This is a genomic window from Fictibacillus sp. 23RED33 (genome assembly GCF_015903925.1).
Taxonomy (GTDB): domain Bacteria; phylum Bacillota; class Bacilli; order Bacillales; family Fictibacillaceae; genus Fictibacillus; species Fictibacillus phosphorivorans.
Genome location: NZ_JACZDX010000003.1, coordinates 306,509 through 327,958 on the forward strand (window position 1 = coordinate 306,509; position 21,450 = coordinate 327,958).

Genomic DNA, 21,450 nt, shown 5'->3' on the forward strand with positions numbered 1-21,450 from the left:
ATTTAACCCTCCACCCATTTTGTAACACTTTTCTGGGTTACATTATAATACACTTTTACCCTTTTTGTAGACTGGCGAATTGTAACAGCTTCAATCATGAACATCACTTCATCAACAGATATTTGCGTGACAATCATCTTTAGTGTCCCCTCGTTCACATTTAGGCTTCGTTCTGACGGATAGACCGCCGGACCTTCTACCTCAACAAGTGCTCGATCAACACCTTGCTGAATCAATCGAATTTGTCTAAGATGGTCTTCTTGCATAAAAACAAACTGTCGTTCTGAAGCAACTTTTTCGGTTAGAAAACTAAAGAAAATTAACATGATAAAGCAAAGAGTTAAGATTAACGGATAAACCATTCCTCTCTCATTCATAACCAATTCTCCGAAAACCACGACGAACTTGATTTCCTTCCTTATCATTCAATGTAACGTTAATAAAATTACCATTTATTTCTTCTACTTTCATCTCTTGAATATTCTGCACCCAAACTTCGTGACCTAATCCATTAACTTGTTTTCGAATAAGAGAATGATAACGTGTGAAACTGATCACTTCACCTGTTGATAAAGTAATAAACAATGCGTTGTTCTTCACCTCAACTGTTGCTGCTTCTCTTATTTCCTTTCCGATCATTGAAAAAAATAATGCTGTTTCTTCAGACTGAACAGATTGCGGATGTTTTTGTAGGTGCGTTAATAACAGTGAAATCACAAAAGCAGTTACGATCAATACACCTAGAGCAATTATTGATTCTACAAGCGTATAGCCGTTTTTGTCCGCGGTGATTTCATAATGAACTCGCACACGCGGTATACTCTTTTTTGTTAGAACCTCTGAACGAAATACAAGTTTTGTATTCATCCGTCACACCTTTTCGTGTTTTTAGCTTATATTCTGTTCCATCAACTAACCACTCACGCTCATCTGGCTCATGCCTAGTGATGCTTCTCATTGCAGCAGCATGATCCGCTTCTGTCATCGCATATAATAGTTGCTCTGATGTTAGTTGTTCTTGATACGAGATATATAGGAAAGGTAAACAGATCGAAAACACTACGGAGATCAACAAAACACCAAACATGGCTTCAATAAGTAAATAACCATTATTGTTTTTCAACATAAAATTTTCCTTTACCCAATTGAAAAACCATCTTATATGAAGTATTAGCAGAGTGGATGTAAATTGTCCCTGCACGACTGATGTTTCCATTCTGGTTAAATTGCACAGCTAATAACATCGAATAGCTCTCAAACCAGATGTGCTTTGGAAAAATCTTTTTTACAGGTTTTTTACTGCCGTTTCCTCGTATTTCATATATATGGTTCTCATTATCGATCGATAAGTTATAGATTCGATTCTCATTTACCGCTTTTTGCTGCATGTGAACGATGTCCTTTTGAAACGTTCGTATAAAGTATTCGGTCTCTCGATTCCTTTGAAAACTACCATACGAGGGATACGCAACAGCACTGATTGTTGCGATGATCACAAGTACGATCATCATCTCGATCAAACTAAATCCTAATTGACTTTTCTTTATGTGCTCTAGCCCTTCATTCACTCCTCACTGCTCACAGTTACGACTCCATTACTATCGATCAGTAAAGGTTTTTTGTCTGGACATGTTACCGTATCAATATATCCCCCATCATGAAGTTCTTCAATTGTAGGTAGTGTATTTTTTTCTGCCTCATACGCTCCAACTTGTCCCTGCACAAGATCGATGGTCGCTTCACAGCCTAATGATTTTACGAGACTGTTGTTCTTCGTCATGCTTGGTAAGGCGATAAGCATCAAAACTGAAATGATCAAGAGCACGATCATCATTTCAATTAAAGTAAATCCTTTTTCATTTTTCATATTCTTCCTCCTCATAATGCTTCCATGAGTGTAAACATAGGCAATAACATAGAGGCAAACATAAGTAAGACAAAAACTCCAATCCCAGCGAATAGAATAGGCTGTATCTTTTGCAATGACATGTAGATCTTTTCTTCTAACTCCTTAAAGATCCATTCGCCATACGAAATTAATTCTCTCCCAAGTTCACCATGAGCTAATCCAAAGCGAACGATATCAGCTAGTTCTTTCGTAAAATATGACTTCGCAAGCAAAAGATCAGTAAGTTCAGTTCCATTCAAGAGACCTTTCTGAAGCCTCTGACTTTCTTCCTTATAAAAACCTTTGTTTAAGTGATCCTCCATAACAAGAAGAGCGTCCGAAACGGATAAACCACTTTGCAGCATCGAGCCGAAGTTCACACTAAAAAAATGAGTATTCAATAAAACAAGAAAATTTCTTAAGATTGGCATTCGCAAGAGTAGATCCATCTGTGTAGAAGGCTTTGCTTTCTTTCTCATAATGATAATAACAATCCATAAAGTGAGGCATAAAGACAGGAAGTATATTCCCAAAAGTGGTATAAACCCTAAAAAAGTAAGCATCCATGTAGTAAACATCGGAGTTTTGACTTCTAACGATGAAAATAGGATTGAAAATTGAGGAAATAAGAATTGATAGAACACTATCCCAATCCACGCTGTGAGGAATAGAAGAAAGAGAGGATATCTGATGGCTTTGTTCAGACGTGCACGCCATTCAGCTTTTTTCTTCATAAAAGTCCCGTTCTCCATGAGACTTCTTGTCAAGTTGCCGTTCGCACTGTTTATCGATAACGAACTTACTACTTCCTTTGGCAATTGTAGCGGTGAAAAGATTTCGATAACCGAACTTCCAGAAGCAAGGATCTCGAGCATATCATCCACTACTTCTTGCTTACTTTGCGGAAGCTGTGACCTGACGAGTTCGATGCTCTTGTTAATCGTGTAGCCTTGATCCAACAAAAAGCCAAGCTTATAAAGAAACGTCCCTTGAGAAGCCCGTTTCCAGCCCCTTCTTATCACTTTTTGTTTCTCCTCCCATCCATCTTTCATAGCTCTCTTTTGTTACATAACCTGCTGCAAAGGCATGATTAAAGGAAAAAGAGAGATTTTTATAAGTAGGCATGTCAACGCTAACCTTACTTAAAGAAGATAATAATTCTTGATTACAAAGCATCTCGTAGATTCCTGCTCTTCTATACGTTCTGAATTTAAAACAAAAATCAACGCAATCGTCTCCACAAAAAGGACACGGTATCGAAATCAGTCGCTGAGATACAATACCCATCAATGTTTGTTGCAGTTCAGTTTCTTGTATGCCAAATTCTCGAAGACGCTCAATACACCCGATACAATCTGCAGCATGCATCGTAGACAGCACAAGGTGTCCCGTCAATGATGCACGAATAACAAGTCTTGCAGTCGATTCGTCTCTGATCTCACCGATCATGATCACATCGGGGTCATGCCTCAACAATGACTTGAAACCTTCACCATATGTCAGACCAGCTTTTTCATTAATTTCCATCTGCAGAAACGAATCTACTTTCCGTTCTACGGGATCTTCAAGTGTTACTACTTGCCGTTTATAATTTTTCTGAAGGTGATGAAGCAAAGAATATAAGATGGTGGTCTTACCGGATCCGGTTGGGCCAGAGAACAATAGTAGACCGCTGGAACGTTTAATAAGGGATAAAAGTTTTTGGAACACGTGAGGAAAAAGTGATAGTTCATGAAGAGCTAGTGTTTCTTGCTGAGGAAGTAATCGAATGACGAGTGATTCATTAAACGCGGATGGTATAGATGAAAAACGAAGATGTACATTTACATTATTGATCAAAACGTCCATTGAACCGCTCTGTGGCTTGCGATGTTCGCCAATGTCCATTCTAGCAGAATATTTAAAATGAGCGAGCACCCTGATATACTCTTCTTGAGAAAGCTTTCTGTGTTCAATCAGCCGATCATCTATACGAAATTGAACGATTCCCCCTTTTTTTATCGGTATAAAATGAATGTCTGTTGCTTTCTGAACTACTGCCTCATGAAGGATTGAATTGCCTAACAGCTTAATCGGCAAGTGGTATCATCTCCCTTTTATTTGGATTGGTATATTAATTCTGTCATAAAACGACAATTCCTGCATTTTTTAAAAAAATGAATGCATATAAATTTCGACAGAGCTCATACTAGTATTGTTGCATTGGGCTATAGCCAAGCGGTAAGGCAACGGACTTTGACTCCGTCATGCGTTGGTTCGAATCCAGCTAGCCCAGCCAAAAAAAAATAACACTCTTTAAAAGCAAAGAGTGCTATATTCAGGACACATGACTAGAGATGTGTTCTTTTTCTTTTGTAGAACATAATTTTTTCATATCTCCAGGACTATACCCCGCAATGAGCTGTTTCCCGTCTGTCACTAATGGCCGCTTCAACAGTTTCGGATTTTTACTCAATAGCGTTAATAGTTCATTGGTTGAAAGATCATAGATATCAACATCTAGTGATTTAAATGACTGACTTCTTTTAGCCAAAATATCTTCTGTACCATACTTTGTAAGTTTCAATAGCTCTCTAAGTTCTTCAACCGTTGGCGTTTCTTTAAATAGGTGTCTTTCATCAAACGATACTTTATTTTGCTTAAGCCACATTTTTGCTTTACGGCACGATGTGCAGCTTGGGTATGTGTAGAATGTTATTGAACTCATAAGACTCACTCCTTTTGGTTTACATTACCTTTAAAAGAGGCATAATAAACCAAAAAACAGCTAATATTCATGAATTATCTTTTAATTGTGTATTTATCCGCTTACAATTGGCATTTACAAGTGAGTGGAAACTCATATATAATACTAAAGGATACAAGTATTGGCGAAAAAAGGAGGGGATACATATGTCAAGAATGTATAAGGTTTTAGGCTTTTGGACTGGAATCATCGGTGTCATGGCTTATTTAGGCGATATGCAAGACATGGCGTTATTGTTCTTAGGACAAACGATTATGTTCGTTTCATTAGGGTATTTGAACTTATCTGAGCGTATGTATATTTATATCTTTGGTGCTTATTTAACTGTTTTCTTTGTTGGTTTTACATACTGGTCAACGTTTATGATGACTCCTGGCGCTGGCGGAGGACATTAATCAGTTCTCTAAAAGAAGCTACAAAAAAGCAGACTGTTACGATACGGTCTGCTTTTTTTGTTGTATAACTTGGAATCCATTCGCTAGTGTGTGATCCAGTAGGAATGAACGTATGGCCCGATTTCTCTTATGTTCGATGGAGAATGGATCAAGACTATGTGTATCTTTTAACAAGGATAATAGTCCTTCCTCTAATAAGAAATCTCCTTGATTCTTTAAACGTAATGTAGTTACATCAGAATCTTTACCTGCTTTTATCACTTGTTCCCAATCTATGTGAAACGTAATATCCATCATCCCGGGAAATGCTAACGGATTGTTTTGTATTTGATGACGATAATAGCCCCTAATACTTCCTTCTTTTAAATGTGTAGTGTTCCACTCTTCGCCAATCAATCCATAATCAACAAAAAACAAGCAAGATTCTTTTTCTATCCATTCGTAAATGGTTTTTAGCCAAGTAAGCATGGAAAAGGAAACTTCAAGTTCATTTGTTTTGTTTCTAAAAGAAAAGATTTCATCCAATGTCTTTTGTAATGATGAATTTTCCAGTTGCCGATAAACAAAACATAGATTTTCAGTGTTTTTGTGAAGAGATACTCCTTTTTCATACCATTCTTCTTTTCTTCGTTTAAAGATCCGAAGTGGAAACGCATCAAGAACTTCATTTGCAAATATAATTCCTCTGAATGATGGGTATCGCTGTATAAGTTCATCCAATGAACAAAGAATCGTAATTGGAAATCCAGCCAACTTCTTTTCCAATAAGCTTTTGTGATACGGACTCGGTTCTACAATGACATATGAAACGTGTTCGATTGATCGTAAAGACCAACTCTCTTGAACTTGCCGAGCAAAATGACCGCTTCCTCCCCCAAACTCCACGACGATTGGATCGAGATTATTATCAGCGATCGTACGTACAAATAAATCTGCCCATACCATAGCAAATACGTCTGAAACAAGGCTTGCTGTATAAAAGTCCCCGTTTTTACCGATCTTCACGTTCTGTTTCATGTAATAACCCTCTATCGGATGATACAGGGCATGTCCCATGAACTCTTCCATTGTTATCCATTCATCTGTTTTTAATTTTTTTTGCAGGAAACTCGTGGGTAACACGATTAAAACCCGCCTAAAAATGGATTCGAATCCATTTCCATTCCCACTGTTGTTTCAGGGCCATGACCTGATAAAACGACCGTTTCTTCTGGCAGATTAAGCAGCTTTTCATGAATACTATTGATCAACACATCCTGATCCCCACCATGAAGATCTGTTCTTCCAATACTTCCTGCAAACAATGCATCACCTGAAAAAACAGCACCACTGCTTTTATGATAATACGAAACACTTCCCGGCGAATGACCTGGAGTCGTTAGGACCTCGAATGAAAAACTTCCGATCTTCAAGGTATTATCTTGATTCGTTAAAATGTGGCTTGCTGGCTTTGCTGTAATGCTCTGACCAAAATATTTTGATCCATTCTTTTTTATATCACTCAGCCAATCTGCTTCTTTTTTATGAACATACAACGGTATATTATATTTTTCACGGACGTCATCGACAGCCCCGATATGATCAAAATGAGCATGCGTTAGTAAAACAGCTAAAGGTCTAACCTTTAATGACTCTAATGCTTGTATGATCCTTCTACCTTCACTGCCCGGATCGATGACTATAGCTTCGTTCTGATTATTGTAGATAATATATGTATTCTCTTGTACAGGTCCTACCGTTAACTTTTTCCACTTCATTGTTTATAGCCTCCAATTGCAAGTTATTACTTTCTATCTTACACTAAAACAAACATTATTTCGGAGGAAACACATGAAAGTATTTTTCGGATACGAAAATATGGATACGCCCGATCCTGTTTCTATGCATGATCAACATGAAGATCTCATCATTACTTCTCAAAAAGATGATGAACTTTTTGAAGCAATACCTTTGCTTTCAATTAAACCTTTAAGAACCACTCTTTTATTTGAGGATTATGGGTTTACATCTGACTCAAAACAAACGTATCTTTATCTTGATATGATAAGTATCTTTTATATGAAAGAAGGGGAAGAGCAAGAGAAGACAATGTTTTTATTTCAAACAGAAGAAGAATTAATTGCAGAAATCATACATAAAAACGATAGATTTTTTGTTGTTGGAAGCCAGCAAGAACTCCTTGTTAAAAAGTGGGCTTCTGCCTATAAACTAACAATTGAGTTCATTTTGTTCCAAAGTGCACTCGACAAACCAGAATAAAACAAGTAAAATAATACAAGGTTATACCTGTGTGAAAGCGTTATACATAGGATTGGTATTACTCCAGAGCAAGGGGGCACAGAATAATGGGATTAGCCATTATATTCGGCTTAGTAGCTATTTTAGCTGCATTGGGATTATTGCGTTCGTTAAAAATTAAAAATTTAATGGCAGCAGGTTTTGCCTTTTTAACGTTTGCAGTTTTTGGCTGGTTTACAGTCATGACTGTTCTGGACGTTTTAGTAGGCAGCGGCGGCTCTACAGGCCATTAAAAAGCTAAAAAACCATCAGAATTCCCTTTCTGATGGTTTTTTCTTTCTTTTAAGCTTGTGCAGCCCCTCATCCTGCCTTACATGTAAAGAGCGGCTAACAGGATCCCTCTTGTATCTTCATAGATCGTATCGAACTGTCGTAAAGGAAGTGGGTTAACCCCTATTCCAAGCTCGATGGTGAATCCGGGTTTCCTGTATTCTTGAATAAACCAATCTTTGTATCCTGCATAACTATCCACATATCTAATCGCTTTATATCCGCTAACCCTCTCAAATTCACTTGCGATCTCTCCTGATATCGGCATAGGTTCTTCCCCTTCAAAACCCCAGTATAATTCTTTTCCCTGTGTATGAAGGGCTACCACTCGATCAAATTGGTGCTTTTCTGTAACCTCTGCCATCACTATTGCTTCTGGTTCACTTAATGGAGCGGTACCAGGATAATCCCTTGGTGCAGGAGAAGTTGGTTTTCTCACTTGTTCAAGCTCCCATCTTGCAGGAAATTGATTATTAAGGTCTACCCCTCGAATATTCGCTTTCCACCCAGAGAAATCTTTGCTTCCTTTATTTAATTTTAAAACAACCTCTTTCCACTCAGAGTTCTCTGGGAGATCGTTCAAAACGAGGTCGACTCCATCTGGATCGACCATAGGAACCGCGTAAAGTGTAGTATCTCGATATAAGTCCATAGCTTTGTATCCATTCAATACTTTATCTGTTGATAGTGCAGCTGCATATTCATTAATAAACCTCATCAGAACTCCGGAAGTAATCCATTCGTTTCCATGAAACGAACCGTTAATATGCACTTTCTTTTTTCCATTTCCTATTACAAGCATCTCTATCGGTTTATCGAGAACAGATTTACCAATCTCCTGTTTTTTTATGAATGGATAAACGTTAAGAAGTTTACTTATATCATGATTTAGTGCAGCTGTATTGTATTTCCTCTGACATTTTATTGATGGATACGGCAGCACTCTCGGAATATTGATGATGTCCTTCGTAAATATTTCCTTCGGTTTCACAGTTGGATTAACTAAATATAATGCATCCAGAGGAATATCATATTTATCTGCTATTGAAAAAAAAGTATCACCATTTTTAATCTTATATTTTTCTAAGAACATTCCAGGGATCTCTATACTCTCCCCTGCGATCATGCTTGCTGCGGTTACGTTAGGATTAGAGTCTTTAATCAACACGTAAGGGATAGATAATAGACGTGAGTAATACCAGAATGAATCGCCGTTACGCATGACAATTTCCAAACAGAGCCCTCCCTTTAAACCTTCCTCTTAAAGATGTATGTTCGCACAAAGCAGTTATGCAATAAAAAAGCACTCAACCGAAGTTGAGTGCTTCTAAATCTTTATTGTTTTTGCTTTTCTTCTTGTTTAACAGCTTTATCTTTTGCTTTATCTTTGTCGTAGAACCTTAATAGATCTCCATAAATGATACGGTCTGACATATCAAGTTCAGTCTTAGCGCGTTCACTGTATGGCTCACAAGCATTGTTTTCACCTTCAACAGGTTCTCCTGTTGCTTTGTCATAACACTTACCATCTGTGAACACATTATCTTTAGTGATATAAGAATTGTCACGAAGGACAGCGAAATCTTCTCTATCTTTAGAGAATAAATCTGAACCTAGCTGAATGTCACCTTTCGTATCAATACCTAACAAGTGAAGGATCGTTGGTTTAAGGTCGATCTGTCCACCAACTGTATCCATTGTTTTTCCTTTTTCACCTGGCATATGAACAATTAAAGGTACTTTTTGCAATTGAGTCGATTCAAAAGGAGTAATTTCTTTTCCTAAGAATTGGCCCATTGCATCATTATGGTTTTCAGATATACCATAATGATCGCCATACATGATAAAGATCGAATCTTCATAAAGACCAGCTTCTTTAACATCAGCGAAGAATTCTTTTAGTGCTTCGTCTGTATAACGGACAGTTGTAAAGTAACGGTTAACTGTTCCATCGCTAGACGTCCACTCTGGAATCATTTCATCTTCCTCTTCTAATGTGAACGGGAAGTGGTTTGTTAACGTAATATATTTCGTATAGAACGGTTTGTTCATCGCTTGCATCTCTTTAAGGTGTGGAATGGATTGTTTAAAGAAATCTTTATCCTTTAACCCCCACCCGATTGAGTTCTCAGGAGTTACCTCGAAATCTTTTAATGAGTAATAACGGTCGTAACCGAAATTATCATACATGATATCACGGTTCCAGAAACTTTTGTTGTTAGCATGCTGTACGGATGAATAGTAACCTTGCTCTTTTAAAATTTCTGGTGTTGCATTGTATTGGTTCTGAGAATGAGTAAAGAAAACTGCTCCACTTGGTAGTGGATATAAAGAGTTATCTAATAAAAACTCTGAGTCAGACGTTTTACCTTGCCCTGTTTGGTGATAGAAGTTCGGGAAGTAATAACTGTCTTTGATCAGATCATTCATAAATGGTGTAATCTCTTTACCGTTAACAGACTCATTAATGACAAAGTTCTGTGTTGATTCAACTGAAATGACAAAAACGTTCTTGCCTTTCGCTTTACCAAACATCTCAGGGTTTGGTTCTTTGTAATTAGCACGCGAATAGTTCTCGATATCTGTAATTTCACTTCCATCAGCAAATGCACGCTGTGCTTTTGCTTTAGATTGGATGATGGAATCGTAGATATGGTAGTTATATGAACCAATGTTTTTAATCAACATTTCACGGTCAAAAGTACGTGTTAATAATTGCGGTCTTTCCGTCTCTGCTATACCAACGTTCACGATGAATAATACGATTGCCGCAGCAAAAGTAATCGTGATTTGCTTGCGTGAAGCACGTGCAGGTCGGTAATCAGCTCGTCTCATGAAATAAGCCAAAATAACGATGTCAATGAATACCAATAAATCAGTAGGTTGTATCAATTCAAATACACTATTACCTAAGTCGCCCATGTTGCTCGTTTGGAATAAGACTGGAATGGTGATAAAGTCATTAAAGAAACGATAGAACACCATATTGGCATACATAATAAAACTCATGATCGCACTGACAGCAACAATCATTCTTCTGTGTGTTCTTCCTTTAAAGTAAAGTGTTATACCTAAGAAAAGAACAATAGAACTGATCGGGTTAATAAAAAGAATTAACTCTTGAACTTTGTTGTCCATTGGCAGTTCAAATGCGGTTTTATAAATGATAAATGTTTTAATCCATAATAAAGCAATTGCGATAAAGAAAAATCTATATTCAGCAAAAGCTTGTTTCATTTTTTCTTTCATATGTTCTCTGACCTCCTCAATCAAAAAGAACTCTCGTTTTCATTTTTTCCCTATTAACTATCTCTCTTTGCATCCGGTACGCATTGATCTTAAGAATGTAAATTCATCTTTTACAAATTTACAAAACCTTAATCAAAGGATTACATAAAGAGTATATTAAATGGTTTCACACAAGAATTCAATACCCTAACGTACTATTTCAAGATTCTGACAAATAGGACAACAAAACTATATTAGTTTTACCCCTTTTTTAAATCCATAAACCATTAGACGAACTTGACTCAAAAAAGTTTCAAAAAAATGAAAACGAACCGCGGTGAAGCGGTTCGCTGTTTAAACAACTTTTTTAATATTTTCCTATGTTAGCCGTTGAACTGATTTCTTTTACAAAGGACTGTATAGAAAAAATTTCCTTCTATTTACCTACAAGCTCTCTGTTTAAAATCAAAATTTAATTAACTGCCATTTACACAAGGATTAATTAGCGATTATGTTTAGCTAACCAAGCTCCTCCGATTACACCAGCATCGTTGCCTAGTGTAGCCACTTTCATTTCAGCGCCCTCTCTAACTCTCTTGAGTGCAAAATGATTAAATTTCTGCTCTAAACGCTCCATTAAAGTATGACCTGCTTTAGAGACTCCTCCACCAATAACGATCTTACCTGGGTTAATGCTGTTTGCAAGGTTTGATATCACTAATCCTAAATGAAATGTCACTTCTTCCAACGTGTCGATTGCTACTTGATCTCCCTTTTCAGCAGCTGCTACAACATCTTTAGCTTTTATATCACCCTTTTGCTCTAATAATGTATGAAGAGAGGAAGAGGTGTCTTGAAGAGCTTTTTCTTTGGATATGCGTGAGATACCTGTTGCTGAAGCTATCGTTTCTATGCAGCCCGTACGACCGCAGTTACATGGTGCTCCACCATTTGGTATAGCAGTTATATGCCCGATCTCACCAGCCATACCATTTGTTCCGTGCATGATATGTCCGTTTACGATAATTCCGCCGCCGACTCCAGTACCTAATGTAACCATCAGTAAGTTGCCTTCACCATCACCTGCACCACGCCACATTTCTCCGATTGCAGCGATGTTAGCGTCATTATCTACGATGACAGAAAGGCCTGTCGCTTTTTCTAGCTCTTCTTTTAACGGATAATCTCTCCACCCGATGTTTACGGCATGGAAGATGAATCCTGTTTTCATATCAATGAAACCAGGAGCCCCCATACCAATCGCCTCAAGCTTTTCTTTTGGTTGTGATAAGTCCTTTAGCTTTAGATGGATGGATTCAGTAATATCTGTGACGATATGCTTTCCATCTTCACTAATATTTGTAGGGATTTCCCACTTCTCTACAATATGACCGTCTAACGTTACAAAAGCGATTTTAATTGTCGTTCCACCTAAATCAACACCAACTAGCCATTTCTCCATCTTGTCTCATCCTCTATTGTAATTTATTATGTGCTGCTCGAATAATGATGATCGCATTCTTGAATTCGTTTACATCAATGAGTTTTTGTTCGTAGAGTTCTCTGACTTCTTCTTGGATCAATTCTAAATCAGCTATCTTGTTTCCTGTATATATGAAGGTTCCAAACCTTTTTAATAGCTGTTGAACATCATACATTGTTTTCATAATTATCACCTTTGTCATTATAACAAATAGTATAAGGAAAAATGCAAGCCTTTGCACAGAATTTATATACAAAAAAACAGCTGTACATGGCAGCTGTCTTTTTAATATCCATTAGCGATCGGGATCTTTCGGATGTAATACGATTGGTCTTCTGTTCTTTAAAGGCATAGGAATCCTTAAGATCACATCTCGGATGGCTTTTGGGTTAAAAGGAATGAACGGCCAGAGATAAGGGATGTGAAAGGACTTAAACGATACAAAGAACAATACGGCTAAAGTAAAGCCTATAATATATCCTGGTACACCTAACAATGCGGTTAATCCTAATAGAGAGAGTCTTAATAAACGATTTGCTAAGCTGAGCTCATACGTTGGAGTAGCAAATGTCCCTATTGCAGCTATTGCGATATAGAGAACTACTTCATTTACAAATAGACCTGCTTCAATCGCTACTTGTCCAACTACAATAGCTGAGACCAATCCTAGTCCAGTCGATACAGATGTCGGTGTATGAATGGTAGCCATCCTGAGCATATCCATACCCAATTCGATGATCACAAACTGCAAGAATAAGGGGACAACCCCAATCTCTTCAGGACCTATAAATGATAAATTTACAGGTAGTAGTTCTTTATGCACAGAAAACAAATACCACAATGGCAATAAAAAGATCGATATCCACACAGCTAAAAATCGAACAAACCTTAAATATGCACCAACGACTGGTTTCTGCCTATATTCTTCTGCATGCTGCAGATGATGCCAGAATGTTGTTGGGGTGATCAAGACAGAAGGAGAGCCATCTACATAAACCAAAACATGTCCTTCAAATAAATGAACCGCTGCAGTATCTGGTCGTTCTGTATACCTCACTAACGGATATGGATTGAGGTGACGGCCACAAATAAATTCTTCAACTGTTTTCTCACCCATCGGAAGTCCATCCGTATCAATTTTTTTCAATGAGTCTTTAATACGTTCAACGATATGGGGATCCGCAATATCATCTATATATGAAATACATACATCTGTCTTCGATCTCCTGCCTATACTCATGTACTCCATGCGGAGTGAACGATCACGAACTCTTCTTCTCGTAAGTGCGGTATTGAATACGATCGTTTCAACAAAACCATCTCTTGCCCCTCTAACAACGCGCTCAACATCCGGTTCTTCAGGTCCTCTAACCGGGTATGTTCTAGCATCAATTTGAAGGATTTCCGAAACACCTTCAACGATAAGAACTGTGGGTCCACTTAATACCCAATCGATTCCTTGATTCAGATCATCTGACGTTGAGATTTCTATATAAGGGAGATACGTCTTCATCAGCTTTACAAGTGGATCCGGATCTAATTGACCAGGCTCTAGATCGGCAAGCAGCTTCATTAAATAATGAAGAATATCATCTTTAACGAATCCATCAACCATAAATAAGGCCATTCTTCTTCCGGCATATTCTAAGTCAAGATGAATACAATCAAAACTTATGTCAACGCCTAGTTGATTTTTCATATACTGAACGTTTTCATCAAAACTAGGTGAAAGAGGTTGTTTTTTTGGCAGATATGACATTTTTTTCATCACTCCTCTGCCTATCATCTTTCACTTTATTTTTCTGTTTCATACCTTGGTCAACAACGATTACTCTAAACTTCTTCATAACTTCATTTCAGTGGCAATGAGTAGATAAAAAAGTAAAACCCTTAGCTAAGGCTAAGGGTTTGCAGACTAAACTAGAGGCGACTTCAAATAGGCGTGAATAAGCTCTGCTGTATTTTTTAATGACTTGATATGTGTACGCTCAAAAGCATGAGATGCATCAATCCCAGGTCCGATAAGACCATGCACAATATCGGCGCCAGCACGAATGGCTGCTGTTGCATCTGAACCATAATAAGGATAGATATCAACTTTATATCCGATATCATGTTTTTCCGCTAAATCTACAAGATGTTTTCTTAACCCATGATGGTAAGGTCCCCCAGAGTCTTTTGCACAGATACTTACGGTAAATTCATCTGTTGCCTGACCGTCACCGATCGCACCCATGTCTACCGCTAAATACTCGACTGTATCAGTTGGAATGTTCGAATTACCACCATATCCGATCTCTTCATTGTTACTGATCAAAAAATGGGTCGTGTAAGGCAGCTTAATGGAATTGGCCTTGATCTGTTTGATTACATACATCAAGATCGCAACACTCGCTTTATCATCTAGATGACGAGACTTCACAAATCCACTATCCATTTGTTCGAATCTAGGCTCGAAAGATACAAAATCTCCTACTGAGATTCCCGCTTCTTCAACATCTTTCTTAGAATGAAACTCTTCATCTACTCGAACGACCATGTTCTTCTCATCCCGTTTTAAATCGTTCATTCCTTTATATACGTGTGCGGCTGTCTGATGCATCATAATCGTGCCGCTAAACGTTTTTCCTGAGTTTGTATGTATAGAGCAATATTCACCTTCAATGGTATTCCAATAAAATCCTCCGATTAGGTCTAATTTTAGACGCCCATCGCTTTTAATCTCTTTCACCATAGCACCCAAAGTATCTACATGTGCGGTCAACAGGCGGTGTTTTGAATCATCCTCACCTCGAATGGTAGCAATCACAGCACCTTTGTTCGTTGTTTTAAATGACACCTGATTTTTTTCTAAGAATGATTTCATAAAATCGATTGCGTCTTCTGTATTCCCAGACGGGCTTGGGATATGTACAAGTTCTTTAATGTAACTCACGATCTCTTTTGTTTGTATTTCCATGACTCTAACCCCTCTCGTTTAACCCCTTCATACTTTTCTTGAACTCGAGCCTTCTAAATTGGACAGGATTGCATAAAATTTAGGAACAAGTTGTCCGAAAGGGAGGCTGATTTGTATGAAGTGGAGAATTTCAATTTATCTGTTAATTATTATACTTGTAATAGGTATCATCTACCAGCCGTTTGTAAAAAAAGAAGCACGTGAAAGCATTACATTCTTTCCGTTAGATAACGCTTTTTCTTTTAAGGAAGCAGACTCGGAGCTTTCATTCGTTAGAGGAACCACTTCAAACTATGACTTGCTTTGGAAGGTAAACTCAGAGACTTCTGAACGTGTTTATTTGAGGCAAGATATTGCAATGATTTTCGAGAACGGAAAACTTAACAACAAGATGACAGAATGGAAAACATCTGCTTCAAAGATTGACCTTGAAAAAGACATTATAAGTTCGATACCGGGGCTATGGGAAGCCATCTCCTTTCATCAAGGTGAAATACATCTTAGTGAAGAGAAATACCGTTCTGTACAGAGAATGAGTAAGGATTATTTATATGCAGCAAAACTAGATCAATCGTTCTCAAGTTTTCAAGTCCCTAAGGATACCACTGAGCGGAAAGCTAAAAATGAACTCGATGAAAAAACAAATAAATTTCTGCAGCAAACACTCACACAAACAACAAACTTCTATCAGATTGATATCAACGAATATAGCGTGATCTCATTAGAATCGTTAACAGATTATAACAGCAAACCACTACCTGGGTTCTCTCCATCCAAAAGTCAGGAGATTATAGGGAAGCTTTGGGAAGGATTATATAAAAATTACTTTTTAGGCATTACTACAAAAAATGGACAAAGAGTAAGTCCGATCGGAAGTTCGATGCCTTTCATCTTAATCAGTAAAGATAAAAAATATTTATTTGTTTTATTTCAGACAACTAACGGAGAGAACATCCAGCTGATTCAATATATCTCATGATGACTTCTATTAATTCACGGCTAGAGTAACAGTTATGATGAGGATTACTCTCATTCGTAATAGTAAATTTCAACGGATTCCACCATATAGCAGTCCACTCAGCTTGAATGGCTGGAACCATATCTAAGGAATAAGAATCACCAACATAGTATAAGGCGCTTGCTTCCGTTTTCTTCTTTACAAAATGGAAAATCTCAGGACTAGGTTTAGCCACTTTTATTTCCGATGAAATATAGATGTGTTTTTCGGGAATATCAAGTTGCAGTTGCTTTATTTTGTTTCTTTGAACGAAAGCACTTCCGTTAGAAATGATTCCGTACGTGATTTTATAACGAGTTAAGACTTGGAAAATATCCTTTATCCATGAATAGGGTTCTACAAATAAATGCACATTCTTTTCAAACAGCTGTTGAAATTGCTGTATTTCTTTCTTACTAAAATTTCTTAACCTTGCTGCACGTAATGAAGATAATAGGCGTTTACTTTGATATTCTTCTCGAGTGATCCATTCTTTTTCATACGCCTGCCAATAAAAATCACAAAAAGTCTTATAACAAGTGAACCATTTTTCTTCTAACTTCTTATCTGCGTTATCCATAGAAGTAATGCTACGAAATGCAAATAAAGAAGCCTTCTTAAAGGAGGCTTCATAATCGAACAGCGTATTGTCTAAATCAAAGAAGAATGCTGCTTTTTCCGATTGCATGGTCAAATGATTTCATCCATCATTTTAGATCGCAACCCTGGAAATGACATAGCACTGCCAACTAAGAAACGACGAATAAACGGATTGCCAAGAGCGCTATTCATCAAACGGTATCTCATTCTGTAACCGAGTACAATAGCAAGGAATATCAAAAAGCTTTTAATCACAAATCCTTTCATGTGAAAACCTCCTTGCTACTACTTTCTGTTTGGAATGCACTTTTTATTCGTCCCCTAGATTTAAAAGATCTTCTTTCGTATTAACATTCTTGAAAAAGCATGCCTCTTCTTCTTGTACTTCTATATATTTTGTGTGTTTACGGTCTAATAAGGATAAAACCTTTAAGTTTTCCTTCATTAAGTTCTCTTTCATTTGATGAAGACATGATCTCTTGTATACGCCGTTAAGTGGAAACACTTTTCCGTTCAAAACCGGGATGATGCAATCATACTCCGGATGCTCAGTAGCAAATTCCATCCATTTTCCATACATATCGCTGCTCATTCTAGGCATGTCGCAAGGGGTAACCAAATAATAATCTCCCTTTCTTTCCATCATCGCACTGTATATTCCCGCTAAAGGACCTTTTCCTTTAAAAGATTCAACATCGGCAATTAGTTCTGTGGCATAAGGATGGCTGTGCTCTAACTTCTCTATCCATTCTTCACGAACAACAGCTACGAGCTCATCTGAATGTGGAGCGATTGCATTCATCGCTTTTTCAAAAAAAGTGGTAACTCCCCATTTAGCGAACAATTTTGGACTACCAAACCTTCTAGATTCACCGCCTGCAAGAACAACCCCTATAACTTTCAACTTAGGAACCATATGTATAAACCTCCCGCAATCAGACCTCCAATAATCGTAGAGGAAAAATTCACAAGATTGTTTGTAAAAAAGGCATATCCAAATACTTTTACCGTCTTGGCACCACAATGAGTGCGGCTTTCGGTTTCTCTTTTACAAATGGAACAAACATACTTTTGTTCAAACCAAGCCCCGAAAAGGGTATCTGCTACGTTTCCTAAAAATCCAGAAATCGCAATACACATCAGAATCGTAATCGATGTGTCGTAAAGAAAATAAAAGCTAAAGCCAATTAATAATGCTCCTGTCGCTGCTGCAATTGTACCTAGACTTGATACTGCACCTGATAAACCAGGTTCAACCTTTTTCCATTCTTTAATATGAAACGGTCTTCGCTTCGATAGGACACCTATCTCTGAAGCCCATGTATCTGCTGTAGCTGTCGCAAAGGTAGCCGCAAACACAATATGCCATAACGGATCTGAAAGCGTCAGATGACCTATTGCTGCCAGTAGAGCTGCTCCACCATTGGCAAGTACTTGCCAAGCAGACCTTCCCTTTTTGTCTTCGGGGTGTAATGCGTCTTGATCCTGTTTTTTGTCTTTCTTCCATTTCGTTAAAAGTGTAGAAGTTATGAAAAAGAGACCGAGTATAATCAAACCTTGCCAACCAAAAGCCTTATTAATAATTACTCCCAATATAAACGCTGTTAAACTGCCTGCAATCGTTAGCCATTTGAATAAAGCTGACATGATGGAAAGAAGAGCGACACCTACTAGTATGATCATCATCTACCGAAATCGACCATCTTCCGTAATAACCGTATCCACAGGGATATCATAGTTTTCATGTGGAAGAGAATTCGTAGTCTGTAAGGTGTAAGCAATTGAAAGTTTAGAACCATCATAAGATTGTAAGTAGCGATCGAAATATCCGCCACCGTAACCAATTCTGTACCCTTCTCTATCAAATACAAGACCTGGTACGATGATCATGTTCAGTTGAGACGGCTCTATGCACGAAGTAACATCTACCTTAGGTTCGTATAAATCCATATATACATTTTCTAGTTCTTCATATGAACGTATCTCTCTGAACTCCATCTGTTTATGTTTAGAGTAGCACTTAGGGACGCCGACAATCTTTCCTTCAGTCCATGCTTGGTTTATGATGTATGACGTATCAAGCTCAAATGTTCTAGAAACGGTGATACCGATACAATTTGCCTTCTTCCATTCGTCCGTTTGAAATAAAAGATTAGATATCGCTTCGCTTTTTACCTTTCTTTCTTCTTTTCCCATTGAGAGCAACAATTGTTTTAACTTCTTTCTCCATTGTAATTTATCCATATATTAAACACCTCTATAACGTGATGTATTTATCTTATCATGAGTCTGATTGCATGAAAAAACGCCTGATCCCTCATTTGCATGGGTCTCAGGCGCTTCTACGTGAAATTACTTTGTTTCACGGTGAACTGTGTATTTCTTTAAACGCGGGCTGTATTTTTTAAGCTCTAAACGGTCTGGATTCGTACGCTTGTTTTTTGTAGTGATGTAGTTACGATCACCAGTTTCAGTACAAGCTAAAGTAATGTTTACACGCATTGTTGTTTCCCTCCACATCTTTACCAAAGTACATTTTCATGGTTACTAACAGTCATATTCTCTATTAAACCATACCATAACATGATAACAAATTCTTTTCTAACGAGCAAGTGAGTTTTGTGAAAGTTTCTCATAGACTTTGGTATATTCTTTGAGAACATCTATAAATGTAGCATGTGACCATGTGAGAGGAGCCACTGACAAAGCCTCTCCAGTAAACGGATGCAGTTGTTCAGGTAAGACACCTGTAGAAAAACTATGTTCGTGAACCCAGCGTAAAATTTCATGAGGACGTTCAAGGTCTTGAAGTGATTTCGCACATTGCACATGCCATTTTGCAAGCCATAGCGTACAGATCAACCATGGATTCCCAGGCGCTCTTGTCATATCGTGCGTTTGTTGAAAGTAATAGTCATTTGTGTATCTCGCAATTCCGCCTACACCTGACTTAATGCTTAACTCTTCATTCATCTGCTGCATCGTTCGGACGATTCGTTCATCATCGGCAGGATATACACCAAACGCAAAGAGAGCATACATGCTAGATTCCATCGTGAAATCTTTTTTATAGGCGTTATCATCCAACAGATAGATACCTCTTAAAAACCTTCCTGAGTCTTCATCATACAAATGCTTTTCCATTCCAGCTTTTATTCGGTCTGCACCCTTCTTATACCTCTCCGCTCGGTCATCTTCACCGAATAGCGTCGCAAAAGAATAAGCAGCCATAAGACCCCCATATACAGAGCTTGCTGTAAAGGTAAAGATCCCTCTTCTTTCTTCCCAAAGATCATAAGAAGGCAACGGAAGGTCAAGCTCTTCTTGCATATATTGAAGCAAAAATCTCGCACTCGGACGGACTAATGATCGATAGAGAGATTGAGCAAACTCAATATCTCCTGTTTCTTTATAATGTTCCCAAAATGCCCACAGTACGAGCGCTGTTTCATCTTCTTGAATCGGCAGCTGGCTCGATCCTTCTTTATCGATCATTGGATGCCAAGATGATCCGATCGAACCGTCGGGGTTATATTTATGATGAAGGTATCCTTCTTTTGTTAAAACATCTGCACACCTGCGATAGAAGTTCTTCACCATTCCATGAAAACCCGCTTTTGCGACAGCGGCTGCTATCAGTGCACCGTCTCTCGGCCACATGTAACTATAATGGTCGCGGTTATAATGCTGAATATCAGAATCATTGGCCGCTATGATATAACCATTCTCATTGGTTTGTGTCCGAATGATCAGTAAGCTTCTGTTATATAGATCAAGAAGTTCATCAGAGAGGTTGCACGGATTGATCTTTGTTTTATTTACCCATCTCCTCCAATACACATCGATCTTATCTAAAGTTAAAGATGGACCGATCTCCATGAGGTAATCGTAGAGCGAAAACACTTCCTCTCTACTTTTTCCAACGGTTAGAGCATAGTGCACGTCTCCTTTTCCGTGTGGTGGAACAATGCCTTGTACGGAAAAAGTACTATCCACTGATCCTTGCGCGATCGGGTTTACATGAAGATGACCATCTTCTGCATCTCTCCATGTTCCTTCAGCACTTAAGAAACGTTTGACCCCTGTTGTGTACTGGTCAATCCCCTTTTGATCGAATGAACCTGCAAACAAAAAGTAACGATTCTTCTTATAGTGGATGATCACAGATTTTTCAGGATCAAAGTAAGCTGTGTCTCCCACTTCATTCTCATAGATAGTTAGATCTTGGTGGAAGAAAAGTTTGATCCTTTTTTCTTCATTTGATTCGTTTAAAACGGTGATTCTCCGCATAAACATATTTTCTCTTTGATGCACGGCATCTTCAATCTTGAGCGTTATGCCTTCTTTTGCGTTCTTTGCGTACGAGAGTGTAACGAGCGAGTCAATATGATAACCGGGCTCGATCACCCATTCTTTTGAGGAAAGCCAAGAAAAGGAGCCATTGATACTGGCTCCTAGACGGTTAACATGCCCCTGTACATGATTTTGCTGACCGACGTAAGGAAAATAGATGTCTCTGATCTGCAAATATTCATCTAAATTGATCAATAATTTTCCGTTTCCTAAAACCAAATGTCTTGGCATCT

At 38.0% G+C, this 21,450-nt stretch carries 27 protein-coding genes and 1 tRNA gene; 5 read left to right on the forward strand and 23 right to left on the reverse strand.

Features of this window, described 5'->3' with window-relative positions; translation table 11 throughout:
* Positions 1-2: 2 nt before the first annotated feature.
* The 7 genes from comGG to comGA are packed head-to-tail and all read right to left on the reverse strand — an operon-like array spanning position 3 to position 3,967.
* A complete protein-coding gene (gene comGG / locus IHV09_RS13400; RefSeq protein ID WP_197264689.1) occupies positions 3-377 on the reverse strand; it encodes a competence type IV pilus minor pilin ComGG in 375 nt (124 codons plus the stop codon).
* Positions 370-867 (reverse strand): competence type IV pilus minor pilin ComGF, encoded by a 498-nt coding sequence (locus IHV09_RS13405; protein ID WP_197264690.1) that lies wholly within the window; start codon positions 865-867, stop codon positions 370-372. Before IHV09_RS13405 ends, comGG begins: the two co-directional genes overlap by 8 nt.
* On the reverse strand, positions 794-1,123 hold the full coding sequence (locus IHV09_RS13410; protein ID WP_197264691.1) for a hypothetical protein: 330 nt from the start codon (positions 1,121-1,123) through the stop codon (positions 794-796). The genes IHV09_RS13405 and IHV09_RS13410 overlap by 74 nt, the downstream gene beginning before the upstream one ends.
* Positions 1,110-1,568, reverse strand: a complete 459-nt coding sequence (gene comGD / locus IHV09_RS13415; RefSeq protein WP_197191487.1) for a competence type IV pilus minor pilin ComGD — start codon at positions 1,566-1,568, stop codon at positions 1,110-1,112. The genes IHV09_RS13410 and comGD overlap by 14 nt, the downstream gene beginning before the upstream one ends.
* The gene (gene comGC / locus IHV09_RS13420) at positions 1,565-1,867 is read right to left on the reverse strand and encodes a competence type IV pilus major pilin ComGC (RefSeq protein WP_197131051.1); all 303 of its coding nucleotides are present in this window, start codon (positions 1,865-1,867) and stop codon (positions 1,565-1,567) included. The genes comGD and comGC overlap by 4 nt, the downstream gene beginning before the upstream one ends.
* A gap of 11 nt (positions 1,868-1,878) precedes the next feature.
* The gene (comGB, locus tag IHV09_RS13425) at positions 1,879-2,910 is read right to left on the reverse strand and encodes a competence type IV pilus assembly protein ComGB (protein ID WP_197264692.1); all 1,032 of its coding nucleotides are present in this window, start codon (positions 2,908-2,910) and stop codon (positions 1,879-1,881) included.
* On the reverse strand, positions 2,861-3,967 hold the full coding sequence (gene comGA / locus IHV09_RS13430) for a competence type IV pilus ATPase ComGA (RefSeq protein WP_197264693.1): 1,107 nt from the start codon (positions 3,965-3,967) through the stop codon (positions 2,861-2,863). Before comGA ends, comGB begins: the two co-directional genes overlap by 50 nt.
* 124 nt (positions 3,968-4,091) lie before the next feature.
* Between comGA and IHV09_RS13435 the strand changes: the two genes are divergently transcribed.
* A tRNA-Gln gene (locus IHV09_RS13435) sits at positions 4,092-4,166 on the forward strand.
* A gap of 39 nt (positions 4,167-4,205) precedes the next feature.
* Here IHV09_RS13435 and IHV09_RS13440 read toward each other — a convergent pair.
* Positions 4,206-4,595, reverse strand: a complete 390-nt coding sequence (locus IHV09_RS13440; protein ID WP_197131060.1) for a Spx/MgsR family RNA polymerase-binding regulatory protein — start codon at positions 4,593-4,595, stop codon at positions 4,206-4,208.
* Positions 4,596-4,780: 185 nt separating this feature from the next.
* Here IHV09_RS13440 and IHV09_RS13445 point away from each other — a divergent pair, with 185 nt between their 5' ends.
* Positions 4,781-5,029: a DUF2626 domain-containing protein gene (locus tag IHV09_RS13445; protein ID WP_066242314.1), complete on the forward strand. Its 249-nt coding sequence runs from the start codon at positions 4,781-4,783 to the stop codon at positions 5,027-5,029.
* 36 nt (positions 5,030-5,065) lie between these two features.
* On the opposite strand, the gene IHV09_RS13450 is transcribed toward IHV09_RS13445, so the two are convergent.
* Both IHV09_RS13450 and IHV09_RS13455 read right to left on the reverse strand, forming a co-directional pair.
* On the reverse strand, positions 5,066-6,151 hold the full coding sequence (locus IHV09_RS13450; protein ID WP_197264694.1) for an SAM-dependent methyltransferase: 1,086 nt from the start codon (positions 6,149-6,151) through the stop codon (positions 5,066-5,068).
* 2 nt (positions 6,152-6,153) lie between these two features.
* Positions 6,154-6,786, reverse strand: coding sequence for an MBL fold metallo-hydrolase (locus IHV09_RS13455; RefSeq protein WP_197131066.1), 633 nt, complete (start codon positions 6,784-6,786; stop codon positions 6,154-6,156).
* Between the two features lie 73 nt (positions 6,787-6,859).
* On the opposite strand from IHV09_RS13455, the gene IHV09_RS13460 reads away from it, so the two are divergent.
* Both IHV09_RS13460 and IHV09_RS13465 read left to right on the forward strand, forming a co-directional pair.
* A complete protein-coding gene (locus IHV09_RS13460) occupies positions 6,860-7,288 on the forward strand; it encodes a hypothetical protein (RefSeq protein ID WP_197264695.1) in 429 nt (142 codons plus the stop codon).
* An 86-nt stretch (positions 7,289-7,374) separates the two neighbouring features.
* The gene (locus IHV09_RS13465) at positions 7,375-7,560 is read left to right on the forward strand and encodes a DUF2759 domain-containing protein (protein WP_066242324.1); all 186 of its coding nucleotides are present in this window, start codon (positions 7,375-7,377) and stop codon (positions 7,558-7,560) included.
* A 77-nt stretch (positions 7,561-7,637) separates the two neighbouring features.
* On the opposite strand, the gene IHV09_RS13470 is transcribed toward IHV09_RS13465, so the two are convergent.
* The 6 genes from IHV09_RS13470 to IHV09_RS13495 all read right to left on the reverse strand — a co-directional run bounded on the left by IHV09_RS13470 (position 7,638) and on the right by IHV09_RS13495 (position 15,267).
* Positions 7,638-8,831 (reverse strand): M14 family metallopeptidase, encoded by a 1,194-nt coding sequence (locus IHV09_RS13470; protein WP_197131072.1) that lies wholly within the window; start codon positions 8,829-8,831, stop codon positions 7,638-7,640.
* 101 nt (positions 8,832-8,932) lie between these two features.
* Positions 8,933-10,846: an LTA synthase family protein gene (locus tag IHV09_RS13475; protein WP_231618302.1), complete on the reverse strand. Its 1,914-nt coding sequence runs from the start codon at positions 10,844-10,846 to the stop codon at positions 8,933-8,935.
* Positions 10,847-11,327: 481 nt separating this feature from the next.
* A complete protein-coding gene (locus IHV09_RS13480) occupies positions 11,328-12,287 on the reverse strand; it encodes an ROK family glucokinase (protein ID WP_197264696.1) in 960 nt (319 codons plus the stop codon).
* Positions 12,288-12,300: 13 nt separating this feature from the next.
* Positions 12,301-12,492: a YqgQ family protein gene (locus tag IHV09_RS13485; RefSeq protein WP_197131091.1), complete on the reverse strand. Its 192-nt coding sequence runs from the start codon at positions 12,490-12,492 to the stop codon at positions 12,301-12,303.
* 111 nt (positions 12,493-12,603) lie between these two features.
* On the reverse strand, positions 12,604-14,067 hold the full coding sequence (locus IHV09_RS13490) for a spore germination protein (RefSeq protein ID WP_370568840.1): 1,464 nt from the start codon (positions 14,065-14,067) through the stop codon (positions 12,604-12,606).
* 156 nt (positions 14,068-14,223) lie between these two features.
* Complete coding sequence (locus IHV09_RS13495) at positions 14,224-15,267, reverse strand: M42 family metallopeptidase (RefSeq protein ID WP_197264697.1); 1,044 nt, start codon at positions 15,265-15,267, stop codon at positions 14,224-14,226.
* A gap of 115 nt (positions 15,268-15,382) precedes the next feature.
* On the opposite strand from IHV09_RS13495, the gene IHV09_RS13500 reads away from it, so the two are divergent.
* Entirely contained in the window at positions 15,383-16,246 is an 864-nt protein-coding gene (locus IHV09_RS13500) for a hypothetical protein (protein WP_197264698.1), read from the forward strand.
* Here the strand turns inward: IHV09_RS13500 and IHV09_RS13505 are convergent.
* From IHV09_RS13505 to IHV09_RS13535, 7 genes are all read right to left on the reverse strand, one after another.
* Positions 16,206-16,952, reverse strand: coding sequence for an HAD family hydrolase (locus IHV09_RS13505; RefSeq protein ID WP_231618333.1), 747 nt, complete (start codon positions 16,950-16,952; stop codon positions 16,206-16,208). The two genes, IHV09_RS13500 and IHV09_RS13505, sit on opposite strands and share 41 nt — an antisense overlap.
* Before the next feature lie 2 nt (positions 16,953-16,954).
* Positions 16,955-17,131 (reverse strand): hypothetical protein, encoded by a 177-nt coding sequence (locus tag IHV09_RS13510; RefSeq protein ID WP_197131220.1) that lies wholly within the window; start codon positions 17,129-17,131, stop codon positions 16,955-16,957.
* A gap of 43 nt (positions 17,132-17,174) precedes the next feature.
* Positions 17,175-17,780 (reverse strand): molybdenum cofactor guanylyltransferase, encoded by a 606-nt coding sequence (locus IHV09_RS13515; RefSeq protein ID WP_197131111.1) that lies wholly within the window; start codon positions 17,778-17,780, stop codon positions 17,175-17,177.
* A complete protein-coding gene (locus IHV09_RS13520) occupies positions 17,765-18,550 on the reverse strand; it encodes a DUF92 domain-containing protein (protein ID WP_197264699.1) in 786 nt (261 codons plus the stop codon). Before IHV09_RS13520 ends, IHV09_RS13515 begins: the two co-directional genes overlap by 16 nt.
* Complete coding sequence (locus IHV09_RS13525) at positions 18,551-19,108, reverse strand: 5-formyltetrahydrofolate cyclo-ligase (protein WP_197264700.1); 558 nt, start codon at positions 19,106-19,108, stop codon at positions 18,551-18,553. It abuts the gene before it with no gap.
* A 108-nt stretch (positions 19,109-19,216) separates the two neighbouring features.
* On the reverse strand, positions 19,217-19,366 hold the full coding sequence (gene rpmG, locus IHV09_RS13530) for a 50S ribosomal protein L33 (RefSeq protein WP_066242361.1): 150 nt from the start codon (positions 19,364-19,366) through the stop codon (positions 19,217-19,219).
* A 99-nt stretch (positions 19,367-19,465) separates the two neighbouring features.
* Entirely contained in the window at positions 19,466-21,448 is a 1,983-nt protein-coding gene (locus tag IHV09_RS13535) for a glycoside hydrolase family 15 protein (RefSeq protein ID WP_197264701.1), read from the reverse strand.
* Positions 21,449-21,450: the final 2 nt, after the last annotated feature.

Bases quoted from the DNA above. Each gene is read 5' to 3' on its own strand.
- IHV09_RS13505 (WP_231618333.1), bottom strand. From the start codon at position 16,952: ATGCAATCGGAAAAAGCAGCATTCTTCTTTGATTTAGACAATACGCTG.
- IHV09_RS13475 (WP_231618302.1), bottom strand. From the start codon at position 10,846: ATGAAAGAAAAAATGAAACAAGCTTTTGCTGAATATAGATTTTTCTTT.
- IHV09_RS13525 (WP_197264700.1), bottom strand. From the start codon at position 19,108: ATGGATAAATTACAATGGAGAAAGAAGTTAAAACAATTGTTGCTCTCA.
- comGG (WP_197264689.1), bottom strand. From the start codon at position 377: ATGAATGAGAGAGGAATGGTTTATCCGTTAATCTTAACTCTTTGCTTT.
- IHV09_RS13440 (WP_197131060.1), bottom strand. From the start codon at position 4,595: ATGAGTTCAATAACATTCTACACATACCCAAGCTGCACATCGTGCCGT.
- IHV09_RS13405 (WP_197264690.1), bottom strand. From the start codon at position 867: ATGAATACAAAACTTGTATTTCGTTCAGAGGTTCTAACAAAAAAGAGT.
- IHV09_RS13520 (WP_197264699.1), bottom strand. From the start codon at position 18,550: ATGATGATCATACTAGTAGGTGTCGCTCTTCTTTCCATCATGTCAGCT.
- IHV09_RS13535 (WP_197264701.1), bottom strand. From the start codon at position 21,448: ATGCCAAGACATTTGGTTTTAGGAAACGGAAAATTATTGATCAATTTA.
- IHV09_RS13455 (WP_197131066.1), bottom strand. From the start codon at position 6,786: ATGAAGTGGAAAAAGTTAACGGTAGGACCTGTACAAGAGAATACATAT.
- comGC (WP_197131051.1), bottom strand. From the start codon at position 1,867: ATGAAAAATGAAAAAGGATTTACTTTAATTGAAATGATGATCGTGCTC.
- IHV09_RS13445 (WP_066242314.1), top strand. From the start codon at position 4,781: ATGTCAAGAATGTATAAGGTTTTAGGCTTTTGGACTGGAATCATCGGT.
- IHV09_RS13500 (WP_197264698.1), top strand. From the start codon at position 15,383: ATGAAGTGGAGAATTTCAATTTATCTGTTAATTATTATACTTGTAATA.
- IHV09_RS13510 (WP_197131220.1), bottom strand. From the start codon at position 17,131: ATGAAAGGATTTGTGATTAAAAGCTTTTTGATATTCCTTGCTATTGTA.
- IHV09_RS13495 (WP_197264697.1), bottom strand. From the start codon at position 15,267: ATGGAAATACAAACAAAAGAGATCGTGAGTTACATTAAAGAACTTGTA.
- IHV09_RS13515 (WP_197131111.1), bottom strand. From the start codon at position 17,780: ATGGTTCCTAAGTTGAAAGTTATAGGGGTTGTTCTTGCAGGCGGTGAA.
- IHV09_RS13465 (WP_066242324.1), top strand. From the start codon at position 7,375: ATGGGATTAGCCATTATATTCGGCTTAGTAGCTATTTTAGCTGCATTG.
- IHV09_RS13490 (WP_370568840.1), bottom strand. From the start codon at position 14,067: ATGTCATATCTGCCAAAAAAACAACCTCTTTCACCTAGTTTTGATGAA.
- IHV09_RS13485 (WP_197131091.1), bottom strand. From the start codon at position 12,492: ATGAAAACAATGTATGATGTTCAACAGCTATTAAAAAGGTTTGGAACC.
- rpmG (WP_066242361.1), bottom strand. From the start codon at position 19,366: ATGCGTGTAAACATTACTTTAGCTTGTACTGAAACTGGTGATCGTAAC.
- IHV09_RS13460 (WP_197264695.1), top strand. From the start codon at position 6,860: ATGAAAGTATTTTTCGGATACGAAAATATGGATACGCCCGATCCTGTT.
- IHV09_RS13480 (WP_197264696.1), bottom strand. From the start codon at position 12,287: ATGGAGAAATGGCTAGTTGGTGTTGATTTAGGTGGAACGACAATTAAA.